Genomic DNA, 14455 nt, shown 5'->3' with positions numbered 1-14455 from the left:
ACGCGCAGATCCGGCAGGCGAAGGAGCAGGTCGATCAGGCCCGCATCCAGGTGGATCAGGTCCGCGACCAGGTGCGCGCGCAGATCGTCGATTTCTGGGGCCGGCTCGAAGCCGCCAAGGCGCAGGTCATCGCCGCCCAGGCGCAGGTCCAGGCCAACGAGGTGGCGTTGAACGGCGTGCGCGAGGAAGCCCGCGTCGGCCAGCGCACGACCCTCGACGTGCTGAACGCACAGCAGGAACTCCTGACCTCGCGGGTGAACCTGATCGTCGCCCAGCGCGACCGCGTGATCTACTCCTACGGCGTGGTCCAGGCGATCGGACAGCTCACCGCCCGATTCACGGCCCTGCCGGTCGAGTACTACAGCGCCAAGGTTCACTACGATCAGGTCAAGGATCTGTGGTTCGGCCTGCGCACACCCGACGGGCGCTGACGCCTTTTCCACGGGGAGTGTGTTGCGGGCGCGCTTGCCGCGGTGAAACGGCCTGGAATACTGATTGAACACCGACCCGTTCGGGTCACATTCCAGTCTCCCATGCCCGAGTGCACCTGCCGATGAGTGCAGCTAGCCCCAAAATCCCGGACTCGAAATTCCAGGACAAGGCTGCCGATAAGGCGCAGGAGCCTTCGATGGAAGAGATCCTGGCCTCGATCCGGAGGATCATCGCCGACGACCAGGCCACCAAGCCGGTCGAGGTCGCCCCCGAGCCGGAGCCGGAGCCGGATGACGTGCTCGACCTCGCCGAGGTCGCCCAGCCGGTGGCGCGACCCCGCGCCGTCGTGCCGGAGCCCGAGCCGCTCGATTTCGACACGATCGACTTCGACGCGCCGGCCTTCGCCGAGCCCGAGCCCGAGCCGGTTCCAGAGCCACCCGCACCGCCGCCCGCGCCCCCGCCCCCGCCGGCGGCGGTCCAGGCGCCGCGGCCGGCCGAGCCGGCACCCGAGGCCCTGGTTTCGCCGGCGACCGATGCCAGCGTCGGCAGTGCCTTCAACCTGCTCGCCCACACCGTCCTGACCCAGAACGCCCGGACCCTGGAGGATCTCGTCAAGGAGATGCTCCGGCCGATGCTGAAATCCTGGCTCGACGACAACCTGCCGGCCGTGGTCGAGCGGCTGGTGCGCGCCGAGATCGAGCGGGTCTCGCGCGGCCGCTGAGCCCTGTCCCCGGCGGTGCGGGCGTCGCGCCGCCGCCGGCGTGTTGACGGGAGCGGCCCGACGGTCGAAAGCGGGTCCAACCCTGTTGGACAAGCGCCACCCGTATCCGCGATGATGGACAAGACCTTCGAGCCCGCCTCCGCCGAGGCGCGGATCTCCGCCGCCTGGGACGAGGCGGGGGCCTTCCGCGCCGGCCGGCCCGAGCGCGCCGGCGCCCCCCCCTACTGCATCGTGATCCCGCCGCCGAACGTGACGGGATCGCTGCATATGGGCCACGCCCTCAACAACACCATCCAGGACGTGCTCTGCCGGTTCGAGCGCATGCGCGGCAAGGACGTGCTCTGGCAGCCGGGCACGGATCACGCCGGTATCGCCACCCAGATGGTGGTCGAGCGCCGCATGGCGCAGGCCAATGTGCCGGGCCGCAGGGAGATCGGCCGCGCGGCCTTCCTCGAAAAGGTCTGGGCCTGGAAGGCGGAATCCGGCGGCGCCATCGTCAATCAGCTGAAGCGGCTGGGCGCCTCCTGCGACTGGTCGCGGGAGCGCTTCACCATGGACGAGGGCCTGAGCCGCGCCGTGCTCAAGACCTTCGTGGACCTGCACCGGCAGGGCCTGATCTACCGTGACAAGCGGCTGGTGAATTGGGATCCGAAGTTCCAGACCGCGATCTCTGACCTGGAGGTCCAGCAGGTCGAGGTGAAGGGCCATCTCTGGCATTTCGACTATCCCGTCGTCGACGAGGCCGGCGCTGAGACCGGCGCCATCATCACGGTGGCGACCACGCGTCCGGAGACGATGCTGGGCGATACCGGCGTCGCGGTCCATCCCGGGGACGCGCGCTACACGGCGCTGGTCGGCCAGCGCGTGCGCCTGCCCCTGGTCGGCCGCATGATCCCGATCGTGGCCGATGAGTATTCCGACCCGGAGAAGGGTACCGGCGCGGTCAAGATCACCCCGGCGCACGATTTCAACGATTTCGAGGTCGGCCGGCGGCACGGGCTCGGCCTGATCAACGTGCTCGACCCCGAGGGGCGGATGCTGCTCGACGGCAACGCCGCCTTCCTCGACGGGACCTCGCCCGAGCCGGAGGCCCTGGCGCTTCACGGCCTCGACCGGGCGCAGGCCCGAAAGGCGGTCGTCGCCCTGATGGAGGCGCGTGAGCGCCTGCGCCTGATCGAGCCGAACACGCACGCCGTGCCCCACGGCGACCGGTCCGGCGTGGTCATCGAGCCCTATCTCACCGACCAATGGTACGTGAACGTCAAGCCGCTGGCCGAGCGCGCCCTCCAGGCGGTGCGCGACGGGCAGACGAAGTTCGTGCCCGAGAACTACGAAAAGATCTTCTTCCAGTGGCTCACCAACATCGAGCCCTGGTGCATCTCGCGCCAGCTCTGGTGGGGCCATCAGATCCCGGTCTGGTACGACGACGCGGGCGCGGTCTTCGTGGCCGAGAGCGAGGCCGAGGCCCTGGCCCAGGCCGAGGCGAAGCACGGCCGGCCGGTGACGCTGAACCGCGACGAGGACGTCCTCGACACGTGGTTCTCCTCGGCGCTCTGGCCGTTCTCAACGCTCGGCTGGCCGGATTCGACCCCGGAACTCGCGCGCTACTACCCAACCAACACCCTGGTGACCGGCAAGGACATCCTGTTCTTCTGGGTCGCCCGGATGATGATGATGGGCCTGCACCTCACCGACCGGGCCCCGTTCGACACCGTCTACCTGCACACCCTGGTGCGGGACGCGTCGGGTGCGAAGATGTCGAAGTCGAAGGGCAACGTCGTCGATCCCCTCGAGCTGATCGAGAAGATGGGGGCGGATGCCCTGCGCTTCACCCTGTGCGCGCTGGCCGTCCAGGGCCGCGACATCAAGCTGTCGGAGGACAGGGTCAGGGACTACCGCAACTTCGCGACCAAGCTCTGGAACGCCGCGCGCTTCGCGGAGCTGAACGGTTGCCATCTCGATCCCGCCTTCGACCCGCGGAAGGCAACCGGGGCGATCAACCGCTGGGCGCTCACCGAGGCCGCCCGGGCGGTGGACGAGGTGACGGCGGCGCTCGACGCCTACCGCTTCAACGATGCGGCGGGTGCCGCCTATCGCTTCGTCTGGAACATCTTCTGTGATTGGTACCTGGAGCTGGCCAAGCCGGTGCTGCAGGGCGAGGGCGTCGATCCGGCCGTCCGGGCCGAGACGCAGGCGAGCGTGGCGTTCCTGATCGATCAGGTCGCCAAGCTCCTGCACCCGTTCATGCCGTTCCTCACGGAGGAGCTGTGGGCGATCAAGGGCGCCGGCCTGCCCGACCGTGGCCTCCTGACCCTCGCCGCCTGGCCGGACCTCGGCGGCCTCGCCGACGCGGCCGCCGAGGCCGAGGTCGGCTTCGTGGTCGATCTGGTCACCCAGGTCCGCTCGGCCCGTTCCGAGACGAACGTGCCGGCCGCGGCGCAGATTCCCCTGGTGATGGTCGGCGCGGCTCCCGAGGTCCGGGCCCGGGTCGCGGCGTGGCGGGACACGCTGCTGCGCCTCGCGCGGCTGTCGGAGATCACGTTTACGGAAACGCCGCCGAAGAACTCGGTTCAGCTTCTGGTGCGCGGCAGCGTCGCCGCGCTGCCCTTGGAGGGCGTGGTGGACCTCGCCGCGGAGGTCGCCCGGCTCACGAAGGAGAAGGGCAAGGCGGAAGGCGAGATCAGGAAGATCGACGCCAAGCTCGGCAACGCCGATTTCGTCGCCCGCGCCCCCGAGGAGATCATCGAGGAGAACCGCGAGCGCCGGGAGGCCGAGGCCGTGCGGCTCGCCAAGATCGAGGAGGCGCTGGCGCGGTTGAGCGGAGATTGATCGCCACGATCGGCTCAGGAACGTTCCCCGCGTCGATGTCCCTCGGCTGGCGACCTTTTGGCGGCTCACCGCCGGGGTGTCGACGGGTGCAACGAGGCATGGATAACCGCATCACACGCGGTTATTTTTGAGGCCACGCGGGGGACAACGCTATGCGTACGACGATCAACCTCGATAATGATTTGATGCCGAAGGCTCAGCATTCGACTGGGATATCGGAACGTCAGAGATCGTCCGCGAGGCTCTGCGCGCCCTGATCCAGGGTGACGCGCCCCGGCGCATGATCCTGCTGGACGGACGCGATCCGAACGCCAGAGCCGAAACGCACCGACGCCCCCAACGGTGATCATCATCCAGTCGATGCCCATCTCGTGGCCTCGGCGAAACTGATGCCCGGCTCCTGGATCTGGACGCGCGACCGACGCCTGTCCGCCGTTAGCGATCGGCGCGGGCTGTCGTACCAAGCCCTCCACTGAGGCGTCGGGACCGGGCAGCCGCCTCACGGGCGGGTGCCGAGGGTACCCGCGAAGGGATTGGGCGCGCTGACGCTGCCATACGAGTCATCGATCGAGCTTCCGAAGCCGTCGCCCGACGAGCCGCGCGGATGGGTGGAATAATCGGGCGGCACATAGATCCCGGCCCGGTTCCTGTAACCGGCTTTGAGGGTATCGGGATTCGTGGCGCCGACGCCATCGTCGTAACGCCGATCATCGACGTCTTCGATCGAACGATTTTTCGTCTTGGAAGTTTTCGAATTCATTCGAGCATTCGGAGCCGGGCCGGCGTCGAAGTAACGCCGATAATCCGAATAGCCGTCGGCGGCCATCGATCCGACCGTCGAACCCAAAAGTATGGCTGCCGCCAACAGCGTCTTCATTTCCGGATCCTCACGCGTCTCGCACCGCAGTGATCGACTGGGTCGATGCTTACGGCGCCCCGCCGGGGCTCGTCACAATCTAATTCATCTTCCCGGATGCGCAGGTGACAAGCGGCACGCGCCTCGGATTTTCCAATGCCGGAATCCCGCGACGCGCCCGTGCCCCGCACATGTCCAAACCGTAATTTGACCGCCACGCCCGGGTCAGGGGCCGCCCTCTAGACCGATCGCATCGACCGCCGCGTGACCCGGCGTCGTCCAGATCCGTCCCCAGAGGTTGAGCCCCCTATGACCGAGACCCGTCCCGCAGGCCGCACCACGCGCCGCGCCCTCGCCTCCGTGGCCGCCGCCGCCCTGATCGCCGGTGGCGCCCTCGGCAGCGTCGCCCTGCCGTCCGTCACCCCGGCCTACGCGCAGGCCCTGCCCAAGACGCCGATCGAGGCCCCCGAGCATCCGCCGGGCTCCTTCGCCGGCATCGTCAACAAGGTGAAGCCGGGCGTCGTCTCGGTGAAGGTCAAGCTCGACGATTCGGCGAGCGGCGACGACGAGGACGGCCAGGGGCCCGGCCAAGGGCAGGGGCGCAATCTGGAGAACGTGCCGCCGCAGCTGCGCGAGTTCTTCAAGCGCTTCGGCCAGAACGGCCCCGGCGGCATGCAACCCCAGCACCAGGGTCCGCGCGGCGCGGTCGGCTCCGGCTTCATCATCTCGGCCGACGGCTATGTCGTGACCAACAACCACGTGGTCGATCACGCCAAGACCGTGCAGGTGACCCTCGATGACGGCCGGACCCTCGACGCGAAGGTGATCGGCAAGGATTCCAAGACCGACGTCGCGCTCCTGAAGATCAACGAGGGCTCGAACTACCCCTACGTTCAGTTCGGCAAGGCCGCCCCGCAGGTCGGCGACTGGGTGGTGGCGATCGGCAACCCGTTCGGCCTCGGCGGCACTGTGACAGCCGGCATCGTCTCGGCCCGGGGCCGCGACATCGGCGCCGGCCCCTACGACGACTTCCTGCAGATCGATGCCCCGATCAACAAGGGCAATTCGGGCGGCCCGACCTTCAACGTCAACGGTGAGGTGGTCGGCATGAACACCGCCATCGCGTCCCCGTCGGGCGGCAGCGTCGGCTTGGCCTTCGCGATCCCGGCCGAGACCGTTCAGGCGGTGGTCGATCAGCTCCGCACCGACGGCAAGGTCGCCCGCGGCTATCTGGGCGTCCAGATCCAGCCGGTGACGCAGGACATCGCGGAGGGTCTGGGCCTCGACAAGGCCAAGGGCGCCCTGGTCGACCACGCCGAGAATGGCACCCCGGCCGCGCAGGCCGGGCTCAAGGCCGGCGACGTGATCGAGAAGGTCAACGGCGACACGGTGGACAGCGCCCGTGAGCTGTCGCGCAAGATCGCCGGCATGAAGCCCGGCGCCAAGGTCGAACTCGGCTACCTCCGCGGCGGCAAGTCCGACACCGCCACGGTGACGCTCGGCGCCATGCCCACCGACGGTACCAAGGTGGCGAGCCGCGGCGATGACGACTCGGCCAACGGCCAGCCGCGGCTCGGCCTGCAGCTCGCGCCGGCGAGCGAGGTCGGCCTGTCCGATCAGGGCGTTGCGGTGGTCCAGGTCGATCCCGACGGGCCGGCGGCCGCCAAGGGCATCGAGGCGGGCGACCTGATCCTCGACGTCGGCGGGCAGAACGTGTCGCGTCCCGCGGACGTGGCCGCGCAGATCCGGGCGGCCGAGTCGAACGGACGCAAGGCCGTCCTGATGCGGGTGAAGAGCAGCAAGGGCCAGACCCGCTTCGTGGCGGTCTCGCTCGGCAAGAAAGCCGGCTGAGGCCGGGTCCTCCCGGCGCGGGGCTTCGGCCCCGCGCCGTCTCGTGGCGACCTCCGACTCGCGCCGGCTGAACAGGCCGGCGCTTTTTCGTGACTCGATGCCCGCCCGCCTTCCACAGGCCGGGTGGCTTCGCTCCGCTCTCAGTGACGACGCGTCTGCGGCGTCTCAGCCCCCTGCCGCCGGTATTCCCAGCCCCGGGCCGAGCCGGGCGCGGCAGCGGCCGAGCGCCGCGAAGGCGGCGTTCGAGTCCCGGGCGAGGCGCATCAGGTCGCCCAGCCGCGCCCGGCCGCGGGCGAAGGCGAAGAACACCGCGGCGATATCGGGCTCGCCATCCGCCGTGAGCGCTTCCGCCGCGAAGGCCGGCAGCGCCTGACCGGCGGGGTCGCAGATCACCCGCAGGGCCGCGAAGGGCAGACCGTGCCGGCCGGCAAAGGCCGCGGCCACGTGCGATTCCATGTCCACGGCCGCAGCGCCGGTGGCGGCCCGCAGTTCCGTCTTGCCATCCACCGCGAGGATCGCCGTATCGACCCCGGCGAGATCCGCCGGGATGACCCGGGGTCCGACCCCCGACAGGATGTTGAGGAGCACGGCGGAAAGGTCGAGATCGGCGGCCCGGCGGCCCTCCTCGCCGACCACGCCGGTGCCCACCACCACATCGCCGGGCTTCAGCGACGGATCGAGCCCCCCCGCGATGCCGAAGCTCACCACGGCCCGGCAGCCGGGTGGAATACGTGCGTCGAGAAGCTGGCGCAGGCGATGCGGGTTGCCGCCGGCGCCCACCGCCTCGACCCCGTCTCCAGCGGCCATGCGGCGCTCACGGGCGAGGCCGGTGACGGCCAGGACGGGGGCGGCGGGATCGATCATGGCGCGCTGGTGGACCAGTCCGGCGAGGTCCGCAAGCAGGCGCGCACGCCGCGGCGGTGACGCGGGCCTCGGATCCGCCGCGGGGCGGGGTTCGCCCGATCCCACGGGGTCGGTGTCTGTGGAGGCCACGTGTCGGATACCGGGCTCGCGGGTCGGTCACCGGGACGGTCGAACGCGCTGCGATCCGGTGGAGCGAGAGACCGGCCCGTCAGGACCGGCCCCGTCGCATCACATGCCGAACTGCACGCGTCGGCTGTTGGCGCGCTTGAGGTTGCGGTAGCGCGCCATCGCCCAGAGCGGGAAGAACTTCGGGTAGCCATGATACCGCAGGTAGAACACCCGCGGGAAGCCCGTGGCGGTGTAGCGCTCCTCCTTCCAGAACCCGTCGGCGCCCTGCGTCCGGGTGAGGAAGTTGATGCCCCGGGTCACGGCCGGATCGTCGACCGCGCCGGCCGCCATCAGGGCCAGCAGAGCCCAGGCGGTCTGCGAGGCGGTGGACGAGCCGGCCTCGAAAGCCGGATCGATCTTGTACGAGTTGGCGTCCTCGCCCCAGCCGCCATCCGGGTTCTGGATGCGGATCAGCCACGAGACCGCCCGTTGGATCCGCGGATCCGCCGGATCGACCCCGGCCGCGTTGAGGGCACAGAGCACCGACCACGTGCCGTAGATGAAGTTCATGCCCCAGCGGCCGTACCAGGAGCCGTCCTCCTCCTGATCGTTCAGGAGATAGTTCACGCCGCGGTCCAGCGCCCGGGAGCTCTCCCGGGTCTCGCCGAGCTGGGCCAGCATGCCGACGACGCGGGCGGTGACGTCCGCGGTCGGCGGATCGAGCAGCGCGCCGTGGTCCGAGAACGGGATGTGATTGAGATACATGTGGTTGTTGTCGGCGTCGAACGCCGCCCAGCCACCGTCCTCCGATTGCAGCCCCTCGACCCATTCCCGGGCGCGGGCGATGGCGGCCTTGTAGTCCGGCATGCCGGCCACCAGCCCGTGCTGGTGCATCGCCCGGTCCATGGCCATCACCACCACGGCGGTGTCGTCGAGGTCGGGGTAATGGGGATTGGCGTACTGGAACGCCCAGCCCCCCGGCCGGACCTTCGGCTTGCGCGCCGCCCAGTCGCCGACGATGTCGAGCACCTGGCGGGGCTTCAGCCAGTCGAGCCCGGCGCGGGCCTGGGCCTCGGCCTCGGGGCCACCGGCCTCCAAGAGGGCGTGGCTGGCCAGCGCGGTGTCCCAGACCGGTGACACGCAGGGCTGGACATAGGCCTCGTCGGCCTTCTCGACGACGAGCTTCTCGATGGCGTCGCAGGCGACGCGGACCTGCGGGTGATCGGGCCGGTAGCCCATCACCTCGTACATCAGCACCGAATTGACCATGGCGGGGAAGATCGCGCCCAGGCCGTCCTCGCCGTTCAGGCGCTCGCTGACCCAGGCCCGGGCCTTCTCCATGGCGCGCTGCCGGCTCTTGCGCGGCATCCGGTCCTCGACGAGCTGGAGGATCCGGTCGATGAAGCCGAAGATCGGCGTCCAGGGCCATGTCGCGTGCGGGGAACCGGGCCAGGAGCGCACGCTCTCGGGTGGCGTGACGAACAGCTCCTGCACGCTGACGCCGCGCGGGTTGCGGGCCCGGGGCTTGGTCGCCTGGAGCACGAACAGCGGCACCACGGTGGTGCGGGCCCAGTAGCTGATCTTGTCGAGGTGGAACGGGAACCACTTCGGCAGGAACATCACCTCCACGGGCATCACCGGCACGGCGCGCCACGGCACCTCGCCGTAGAGCGCCAGCATGAACCGGGTGAAGACGTTGGCGTTGGCCGCGCCGCCGCGGGACAGGATGCCCTCGCGGGCCCGGCGCATGTGCGGCGCCTCGATGTCCTCGCCGATCATCTTGAGAGCGAAATACGCCTTGACCGTGCAACTCATGTCGAAGGGCCCCTCGTGGACGAGGGCCCAGCCGCCGTGCCGGCCTTGCGTGCGGCGCAGGTAATTGCCGATCTTCGCCTCGAGGCCGTCGGGGACCGGCGTGCCGCGGAACTGGTGGAACAGGATGTACTCGGACGGGATCGTCGCGTCCGCTTCGAGCTCGAAGCAGATATGCCCGTCGTCCTGCGCCAGGGCTGCGAGGGCACGCGTCGCATGCGCGACGCCGCGCTCGACATCGTCGAGCGAGATCCCCTGAGTCTTCGAGCGCTGCAGCGCCTCGACCTTGCTAACGGCCTCTCTCATAGTCCTCGACCTCGAACGACCCCCTCGCGGCGGACGTTATGCCTCAAGCTGCGCCGCGCGCCCGGGTTCCGGAGCGCGCGACCGATCCGGCGCGCAGGGCGCGCGCGGCAGTCATGCCCGAACGGATCGCTCCCTCGATCGTCGATGGCAGGCCGGTGGCGGTCCAGTCGCCTGCCAGGACGAGATTGTCGTAGGCGGTTCCGGCCGCCGGGCGTCGCGCGGCCTCCGCCGGCGTCGCCGCGAAGGTCGCACGCTTCTCCTTTACGATCTGCCAGCTGGGCAGTTCCGGTGCAAGATTGCAAAGCTGTGCGATCTCGGACCAGATCCGGCGCGCGAGGTCCTCCCGGGGCACGTCGAGCAGCCGGTCGGCACCGCTGATCGTCACGGAATAGCGGTCCGGATAGGCGAACAGCCACTCCGTGAGCGCATTGACCACGCCGAGGACGAGCGGGCTGCCGGGCTTCGGCGCCAGGGCGAAATGGGCGTTCACGATGGAGCGGAATTCCACCGGGGCGAGGAGACCGGGCAACACCTCGCGGGCCACCCAGGGCGGCAGCGCCAGCACGATGCCGTCGTCGGGCCCGAGCGTCTCCGCGCCGTCCGAGAACAGGAGCTGGCCGACGCGGCCCTCCGCCAGGTCGAGCCCCCGCAGGCGACGCCCGAACCGGACTTCGCAGCCGCGGGCCGCGAGGTGGCGCAGGGCCGGGTCGACGAAGGCGTAGGACAGACCCTCCACCGCCACCAGCGGCCGGCAGGCCTTCCCGCCGGCCCCCAGGGTCTCGCGCAGGATCCGGGCGGCGAGCCCGACATCGCTGTCCCGCGGCTCGGTGTTGAGGGCGGCGAGCAGCACCGGATGCCAGAGCCGCCGGTAGAGGTCGCCGTCGCAATCCATATGGGCGCCGATCGTGCCGCCGGCCCCCTCCGGCTTGCCGGAGGCCGCCCGCAGGATCCCGAGCGGGGCGAGATAGTCCCGGGCCCGGGTACCGGGGACGCGCCGCGACGGGCTCATCACCCACCAGGGCAACCGCCCGGCATTGGGGCGCAGGCACCAGCGCTCGCCGGACGCGAGGTCGGCGAAGTCGAACGCGGCCTCGTCCGGACCGGTGAGCGCATCGGCGGGCGCGCCGATGGTCTTGAGGAAGCCCAGCGCGTCGGCATTGCCGGAGAGCAGCAGGTGGTTGCCGTTGTCGAGGGTCAGGCCCAGCGCCGGGTCGTAGTAGGACCGGCAGCGCCCGCCCGCCTGCTTGGCGGCCTCGTGCAGAACCACCCGGGTGCCGGTCTCGGCCAGGGCGACGGCGGCGGACAGGCCGGCCAGGCCGGCCCCGACGACGTGGACAATGCCCATCAGATCAGGCCGTGGCGGAGGACGACGCCGAGCAGGGCGAGCTTGCCGGGCTTCACCCGGGCCCGGGGCATCGCCCAGCCGCGGGCGATCACCGCCTTCAGGTAGAGATGATACGCGGCGGCCATCAGCCGGGCGGCCTTGGTCGCCTTCCGGGGGCTGCGGCGGATGATCTCCCAGGTCGCCTGGTAATGCTCCTCCGCCTCGCGGGCCAGGGAGACGCAGACCTCACCGATGCGCGGATGCGCGATCGCAGCGGCCGGGGTCGGCTCCGGGAGCCCGATCGCGAAAAGCTTCTCCCGGGGCAGGTAGAGGCGGCCGCGCTCGGCATCCTCGTCGATGTCGCGCAGGATGTTGGTGAGCTGGAGCGCCCGGCCCTGGTGCCAGGCCAGCCGGATCCCGTCCGCCTCCGGCATGCCGAAGATCCGCACCGACAGCCGGCCGACCGCGCTCGCGACCCGGTCGCAATAGAGGTCGAGGGTCTCGGCATCAGGGGCGACGATGTCCGCGACCGCATCCATGGCCATGCCGTCGATGACCGCCTGGAAATCCTCGCGCTTCAGGCCGAACCGGCGCACCGGCTCCACGAGGTCGCGGACCCGCGGGACCGGACGGCCGGCATAGAGCGCGTCGATATCGGCCCGCCAGCGGTCGAGCTCGGCCTGCCGTACGGCCCGGGTACCGCCGTCGTCGGCGACGTCATCGACGGCCCGGCAGAAGGCGTAGACCGCGTACATGGCCTCCCGCCGCTCCTTCGGGAGCAGGCGCATCGCCGTGTAGAAGGAGGAGCCGGCGGCCGGCAGCGCCGGGGCGGATTCCGCCCCGGCGGCGGCGGGGGTCGCGGTGGCGCTCACGGGCGGCTTCCCTGCGCGCGGCTGCGCTGCGCGCGGAGTCCCCGGTCGGCGGCCCGCACGACCCGGCCCCGGAAGGGGCGGCGCGCCAGCGTCGCGGCGACCCCGCCGAGCGCCGTGAGGGCGAAGGCGCGCTTGCTGTGGTGGACCTTTTCCGAGAGCGGATCGCGCTCCAGCAGGCCGCGGGCGAGGACGACGGCGAGGCGGTGGATCGCGGCGATCTCCATCGAGAGGCGCAGGTCGTCGATCAGGTCCGGCAGGACCGCGCCCTCCTCGAGGAGATCGAGGCACTTCTGCGCCAGTTCGCGGATCACCGCCTGGAGCTGCGGCGGCGCCGTATTCTCGCCCAGCATCGCCACCGTGGCGCCGTGGCGGTCGAGGGCGTCCTGCGGGAGGTAGACCCGGTCGAGGGCGGCGAAATCCTTGCCGCAATCCTGGAGGTGGTTGATCACCTGCAGCGCCGCGCAGATCGCGTCGGACGGGCCCCAGACCCGGATCGGATCCTCGCCGTGGACGTCGAGCACGAAGCGCCCCACCGGCATCGCCGAATAGCGGCAATAGTGGAGCAGCTCGTCCCAGGTCGCGTAGCGGTTCTTCCGGGCGTCCATCCGGAAGGCGTCGAGGAGTTCCAACGCGTGGCGGGGCGGCAGGACGCGGCTCGCCAGTTCGCGCTTGAGCGGGGCCGCCTCCGGATCGGACGGGCCGGCTCCGGTGAGCGCATCCGCCAAGCGGTCGAGGAGTTCGATCTTGCGCTCCGGGGACAGGTCCGGATGGTCGGCCACGTCGTCGCCGGCGCGGACAAAATCGTAGAACGCCAGGATCGCGCCGCGGTGATGCGGGTGGATCAGGTGCGAGGCGACCGGGAAGTTCTCGTCGCGGTGCCCCTTGCCGGAGCGGGCCGCGGTGGCGCTGTCGAGGGTGCTCATGCGAGATACCCCGCCTCCCGGAACCAGTGAATCGCGTCGGACAGGCCCTCGCGGTAGGGCCGTGCCGTGTAGCCCAGTTCCGCGCGGGCCTTCCGATCCGAAAAGAACATGCGGTAGCGCGACATGCGGATCCCATCGATGGTCGCGAAGGGCTGCCGGCCCGTGACCCGGGCGGCAAGCTGGGCGAAGAACGCCACCGGATAGACCGCCGCCCGCGGCAGCCTCACGGTTGGCGGCTTGCGCCCGACCATGCCGGCGATGTCGGCGAGCATCTGCGAGAGGAACACGTCCTCGCCGCCGAGGATGTAGCGCTCGCCGATCCGGCCCTTGCGGAGGGCGAGGAGATGACCCTCGGCCACGTCGTCGACATGGGCGAGGTTGAGGCCGGTATCGACGAAGGCCGGCATCCGGCCGAGAGCCGCCTCCTGGATGATCCGGCCGGTGGGCGTCGGCTTTACGTCGCGGGGTCCGATCGGCGTCGACGGGTTGACGATCACGGCCTTCAGGCCGTCCCGGGCGATCATCTCCTCGACCACCCGCTCGGCCACGACCTTGCTGCGCTTGTAGGCGCCGATGGCGGTCTCCGGCGTCAGCGGCATGGTTTCGTCGGAGGGCGTCGCCCCGTCGGCGGGCGGCCGGATCGTGGCGACGCTCGACGTGTAGACGACGCGCTCGACCCCGGCCTCAAGGGCTGCGCGCATCATCAGGCGGGTGCCGTCGCGGTTGGTGCGGACGATCTCGTCCCTATCGGGCGCCCAGAGCCGGTAATCGGCCGCGGCGTGGATCAGGTAGCGCTGTCCGCGCAGGGCCGCCGCCACGGCGGCCGGGTCGCGCATGTCGCCCTCGGCGATCTCCACGTCGGTCCAGGTGAGGTTCCGGCGCGGGCTCGTGGCGCGCACGAGGATGCGCACCGGGAAGCCGGCCCGGCGGAACACGTCGACCAGGGCCGAGCCGAGGAAGCCACTCGCGCCGGTGATCAGCACGGGGCCGACCTCGGTAGAGCCGGGGAATATGGCCTCTGCCATCACGGATCTGGAGGTTGCGGAATAGGAGCGCGTTCGGGGAGTCCCGTCGCGCCGCGCTTGTGTCATCGAACTGCCCGGGCAGCAAGCCGCGGCCCGGGCGCTGCCCTCAGGCGAGCCGCAGGTGCGACCGGCCCTCCTTCCGCTCGGGCAGGGTATCGAGCGCCATCCTGACGATGGCGGCGGCATCGAGCCCGGCCTCGGCGTACATCTTCTCCGGGCTGTCGTGGTCCTGATAGGTGTCCGCGCCGCAGTCTCGGCCTTCGCCTGGCCGGATCCGGTGCCGTTCAACTGGGCGCTCGACTGGTTCGACGCCGAACTCGCCGGCCCTGAGAGCCGCGACCGCGACGCGCTCCGGATCGTCCCCGATTTTGACAGGACTAGAACTTCAGTAGGCGTGCGCTGCGGGGATTTGCACCCTCCCCCCTGAGGGATGGATCCCTTCCGGGCCAAGCGCAGCCAGGCGGTCCACTCAGCCGAGACGATCCGGACGATGCTCGGCAGGTTGCGAAAGCCGGTGACAGGGCGCTCCTCG

Annotated in this window: 11 protein-coding genes; 4 read left to right on the top strand and 7 right to left on the bottom strand. The window is 70.5% G+C overall.

The annotated features are described in order from the left end of the window. From MKK69_RS11285 to MKK69_RS11275, 3 genes are all read left to right on the top strand, one after another. The coding region (locus MKK69_RS11285; protein ID WP_243967924.1) for a TolC family protein at positions 1-431 on the top strand (431 nt) is incomplete at its 5' end. Positions 432-628: 197 nt separating this feature from the next. Then, the gene (locus tag MKK69_RS11280; RefSeq protein WP_243967923.1) at positions 629-1153 is read left to right on the top strand and encodes a PopZ family protein; all 525 of its coding nucleotides are present in this window, start codon (positions 629-631) and stop codon (positions 1151-1153) included. A 111-nt stretch (positions 1154-1264) separates the two neighbouring features. Continuing rightward, positions 1265-3982, top strand: a complete 2718-nt coding sequence (locus MKK69_RS11275) for a valine--tRNA ligase (RefSeq protein WP_243967921.1) — start codon at positions 1265-1267, stop codon at positions 3980-3982. 499 nt (positions 3983-4481) lie between these two features. Here MKK69_RS11275 and MKK69_RS11270 read toward each other — a convergent pair whose 3' ends face one another. Next, on the bottom strand, positions 4482-4859 hold the full coding sequence (locus tag MKK69_RS11270; RefSeq protein WP_243967920.1) for a hypothetical protein: 378 nt from the start codon (positions 4857-4859) through the stop codon (positions 4482-4484). 288 nt (positions 4860-5147) lie between these two features. On the opposite strand from MKK69_RS11270, the gene MKK69_RS11265 reads away from it, so the two are divergent. After that, positions 5148-6689 carry a Do family serine endopeptidase gene (locus MKK69_RS11265; protein WP_243967919.1) on the top strand — a complete coding sequence of 514 codons (1542 nt, stop codon included), beginning with the start codon at positions 5148-5150 and terminating at the stop codon, positions 6687-6689. Positions 6690-6854: 165 nt separating this feature from the next. Here MKK69_RS11265 and MKK69_RS11260 read toward each other — a convergent pair whose 3' ends face one another. The 6 genes from MKK69_RS11260 to hpnA all read right to left on the bottom strand — a co-directional run bounded on the left by MKK69_RS11260 (position 6855) and on the right by hpnA (position 13923). Next, positions 6855-7553 (bottom strand): phosphorylase, encoded by a 699-nt coding sequence (locus MKK69_RS11260; RefSeq protein ID WP_243967918.1) that lies wholly within the window; start codon positions 7551-7553, stop codon positions 6855-6857. A gap of 228 nt (positions 7554-7781) precedes the next feature. Beyond that, positions 7782-9779 (bottom strand): squalene--hopene cyclase, encoded by a 1998-nt coding sequence (gene shc / locus MKK69_RS11255; RefSeq protein ID WP_243967917.1) that lies wholly within the window; start codon positions 9777-9779, stop codon positions 7782-7784. A gap of 43 nt (positions 9780-9822) precedes the next feature. Continuing rightward, complete coding sequence (gene hpnE / locus MKK69_RS11250) at positions 9823-11124, bottom strand: hydroxysqualene dehydroxylase HpnE (RefSeq protein ID WP_243967916.1); 1302 nt, start codon at positions 11122-11124, stop codon at positions 9823-9825. Further along, a complete protein-coding gene (hpnD, locus tag MKK69_RS11245; RefSeq protein WP_243967915.1) occupies positions 11124-11975 on the bottom strand; it encodes a presqualene diphosphate synthase HpnD in 852 nt (283 codons plus the stop codon). Before hpnD ends, hpnE begins: the two co-directional genes overlap by 1 nt. Continuing rightward, the gene (hpnC, locus tag MKK69_RS11240) at positions 11972-12898 is read right to left on the bottom strand and encodes a squalene synthase HpnC (RefSeq protein WP_243967914.1); all 927 of its coding nucleotides are present in this window, start codon (positions 12896-12898) and stop codon (positions 11972-11974) included. Before hpnC ends, hpnD begins: the two co-directional genes overlap by 4 nt. Beyond that, positions 12895-13923 carry a hopanoid-associated sugar epimerase gene (gene hpnA, locus MKK69_RS11235; RefSeq protein WP_243967912.1) on the bottom strand — a complete coding sequence of 343 codons (1029 nt, stop codon included), beginning with the start codon at positions 13921-13923 and terminating at the stop codon, positions 12895-12897. The genes hpnC and hpnA overlap by 4 nt, the downstream gene beginning before the upstream one ends. Positions 13924-14455: the final 532 nt, after the last annotated feature.

This window comes from Methylobacterium sp. J-026, assembly GCF_022829585.1.
GTDB lineage: Bacteria > Pseudomonadota > Alphaproteobacteria > Rhizobiales > Beijerinckiaceae > Methylobacterium.
The sequence above is the reverse complement of the archived record's forward strand: the minus strand, read 5'-3'. Positions and strand labels throughout refer to the sequence as shown.

Coding starts and splice junctions, on each gene's coding strand:
- shc (WP_243967917.1), bottom strand. CDS start 9,779: ATGAGAGAGGCCGTTAGCAAGGTCGAGGCGCTGCAGCGCTCGAAGACT.
- hpnC (WP_243967914.1), bottom strand. CDS start 12,898: ATGAGCACCCTCGACAGCGCCACCGCGGCCCGCTCCGGCAAGGGGCAC.
- hpnE (WP_243967916.1), bottom strand. CDS start 11,124: ATGGGCATTGTCCACGTCGTCGGGGCCGGCCTGGCCGGCCTGTCCGCC.
- MKK69_RS11280 (WP_243967923.1), top strand. CDS start 629: ATGGAAGAGATCCTGGCCTCGATCCGGAGGATCATCGCCGACGACCAG.
- hpnA (WP_243967912.1), bottom strand. CDS start 13,923: ATGGCAGAGGCCATATTCCCCGGCTCTACCGAGGTCGGCCCCGTGCTG.
- MKK69_RS11265 (WP_243967919.1), top strand. CDS start 5,148: ATGACCGAGACCCGTCCCGCAGGCCGCACCACGCGCCGCGCCCTCGCC.
- MKK69_RS11270 (WP_243967920.1), bottom strand. CDS start 4,859: ATGAAGACGCTGTTGGCGGCAGCCATACTTTTGGGTTCGACGGTCGGA.
- MKK69_RS11275 (WP_243967921.1), top strand. CDS start 1,265: ATGATGGACAAGACCTTCGAGCCCGCCTCCGCCGAGGCGCGGATCTCC.
- MKK69_RS11260 (WP_243967918.1), bottom strand. CDS start 7,553: ATGATCGATCCCGCCGCCCCCGTCCTGGCCGTCACCGGCCTCGCCCGT.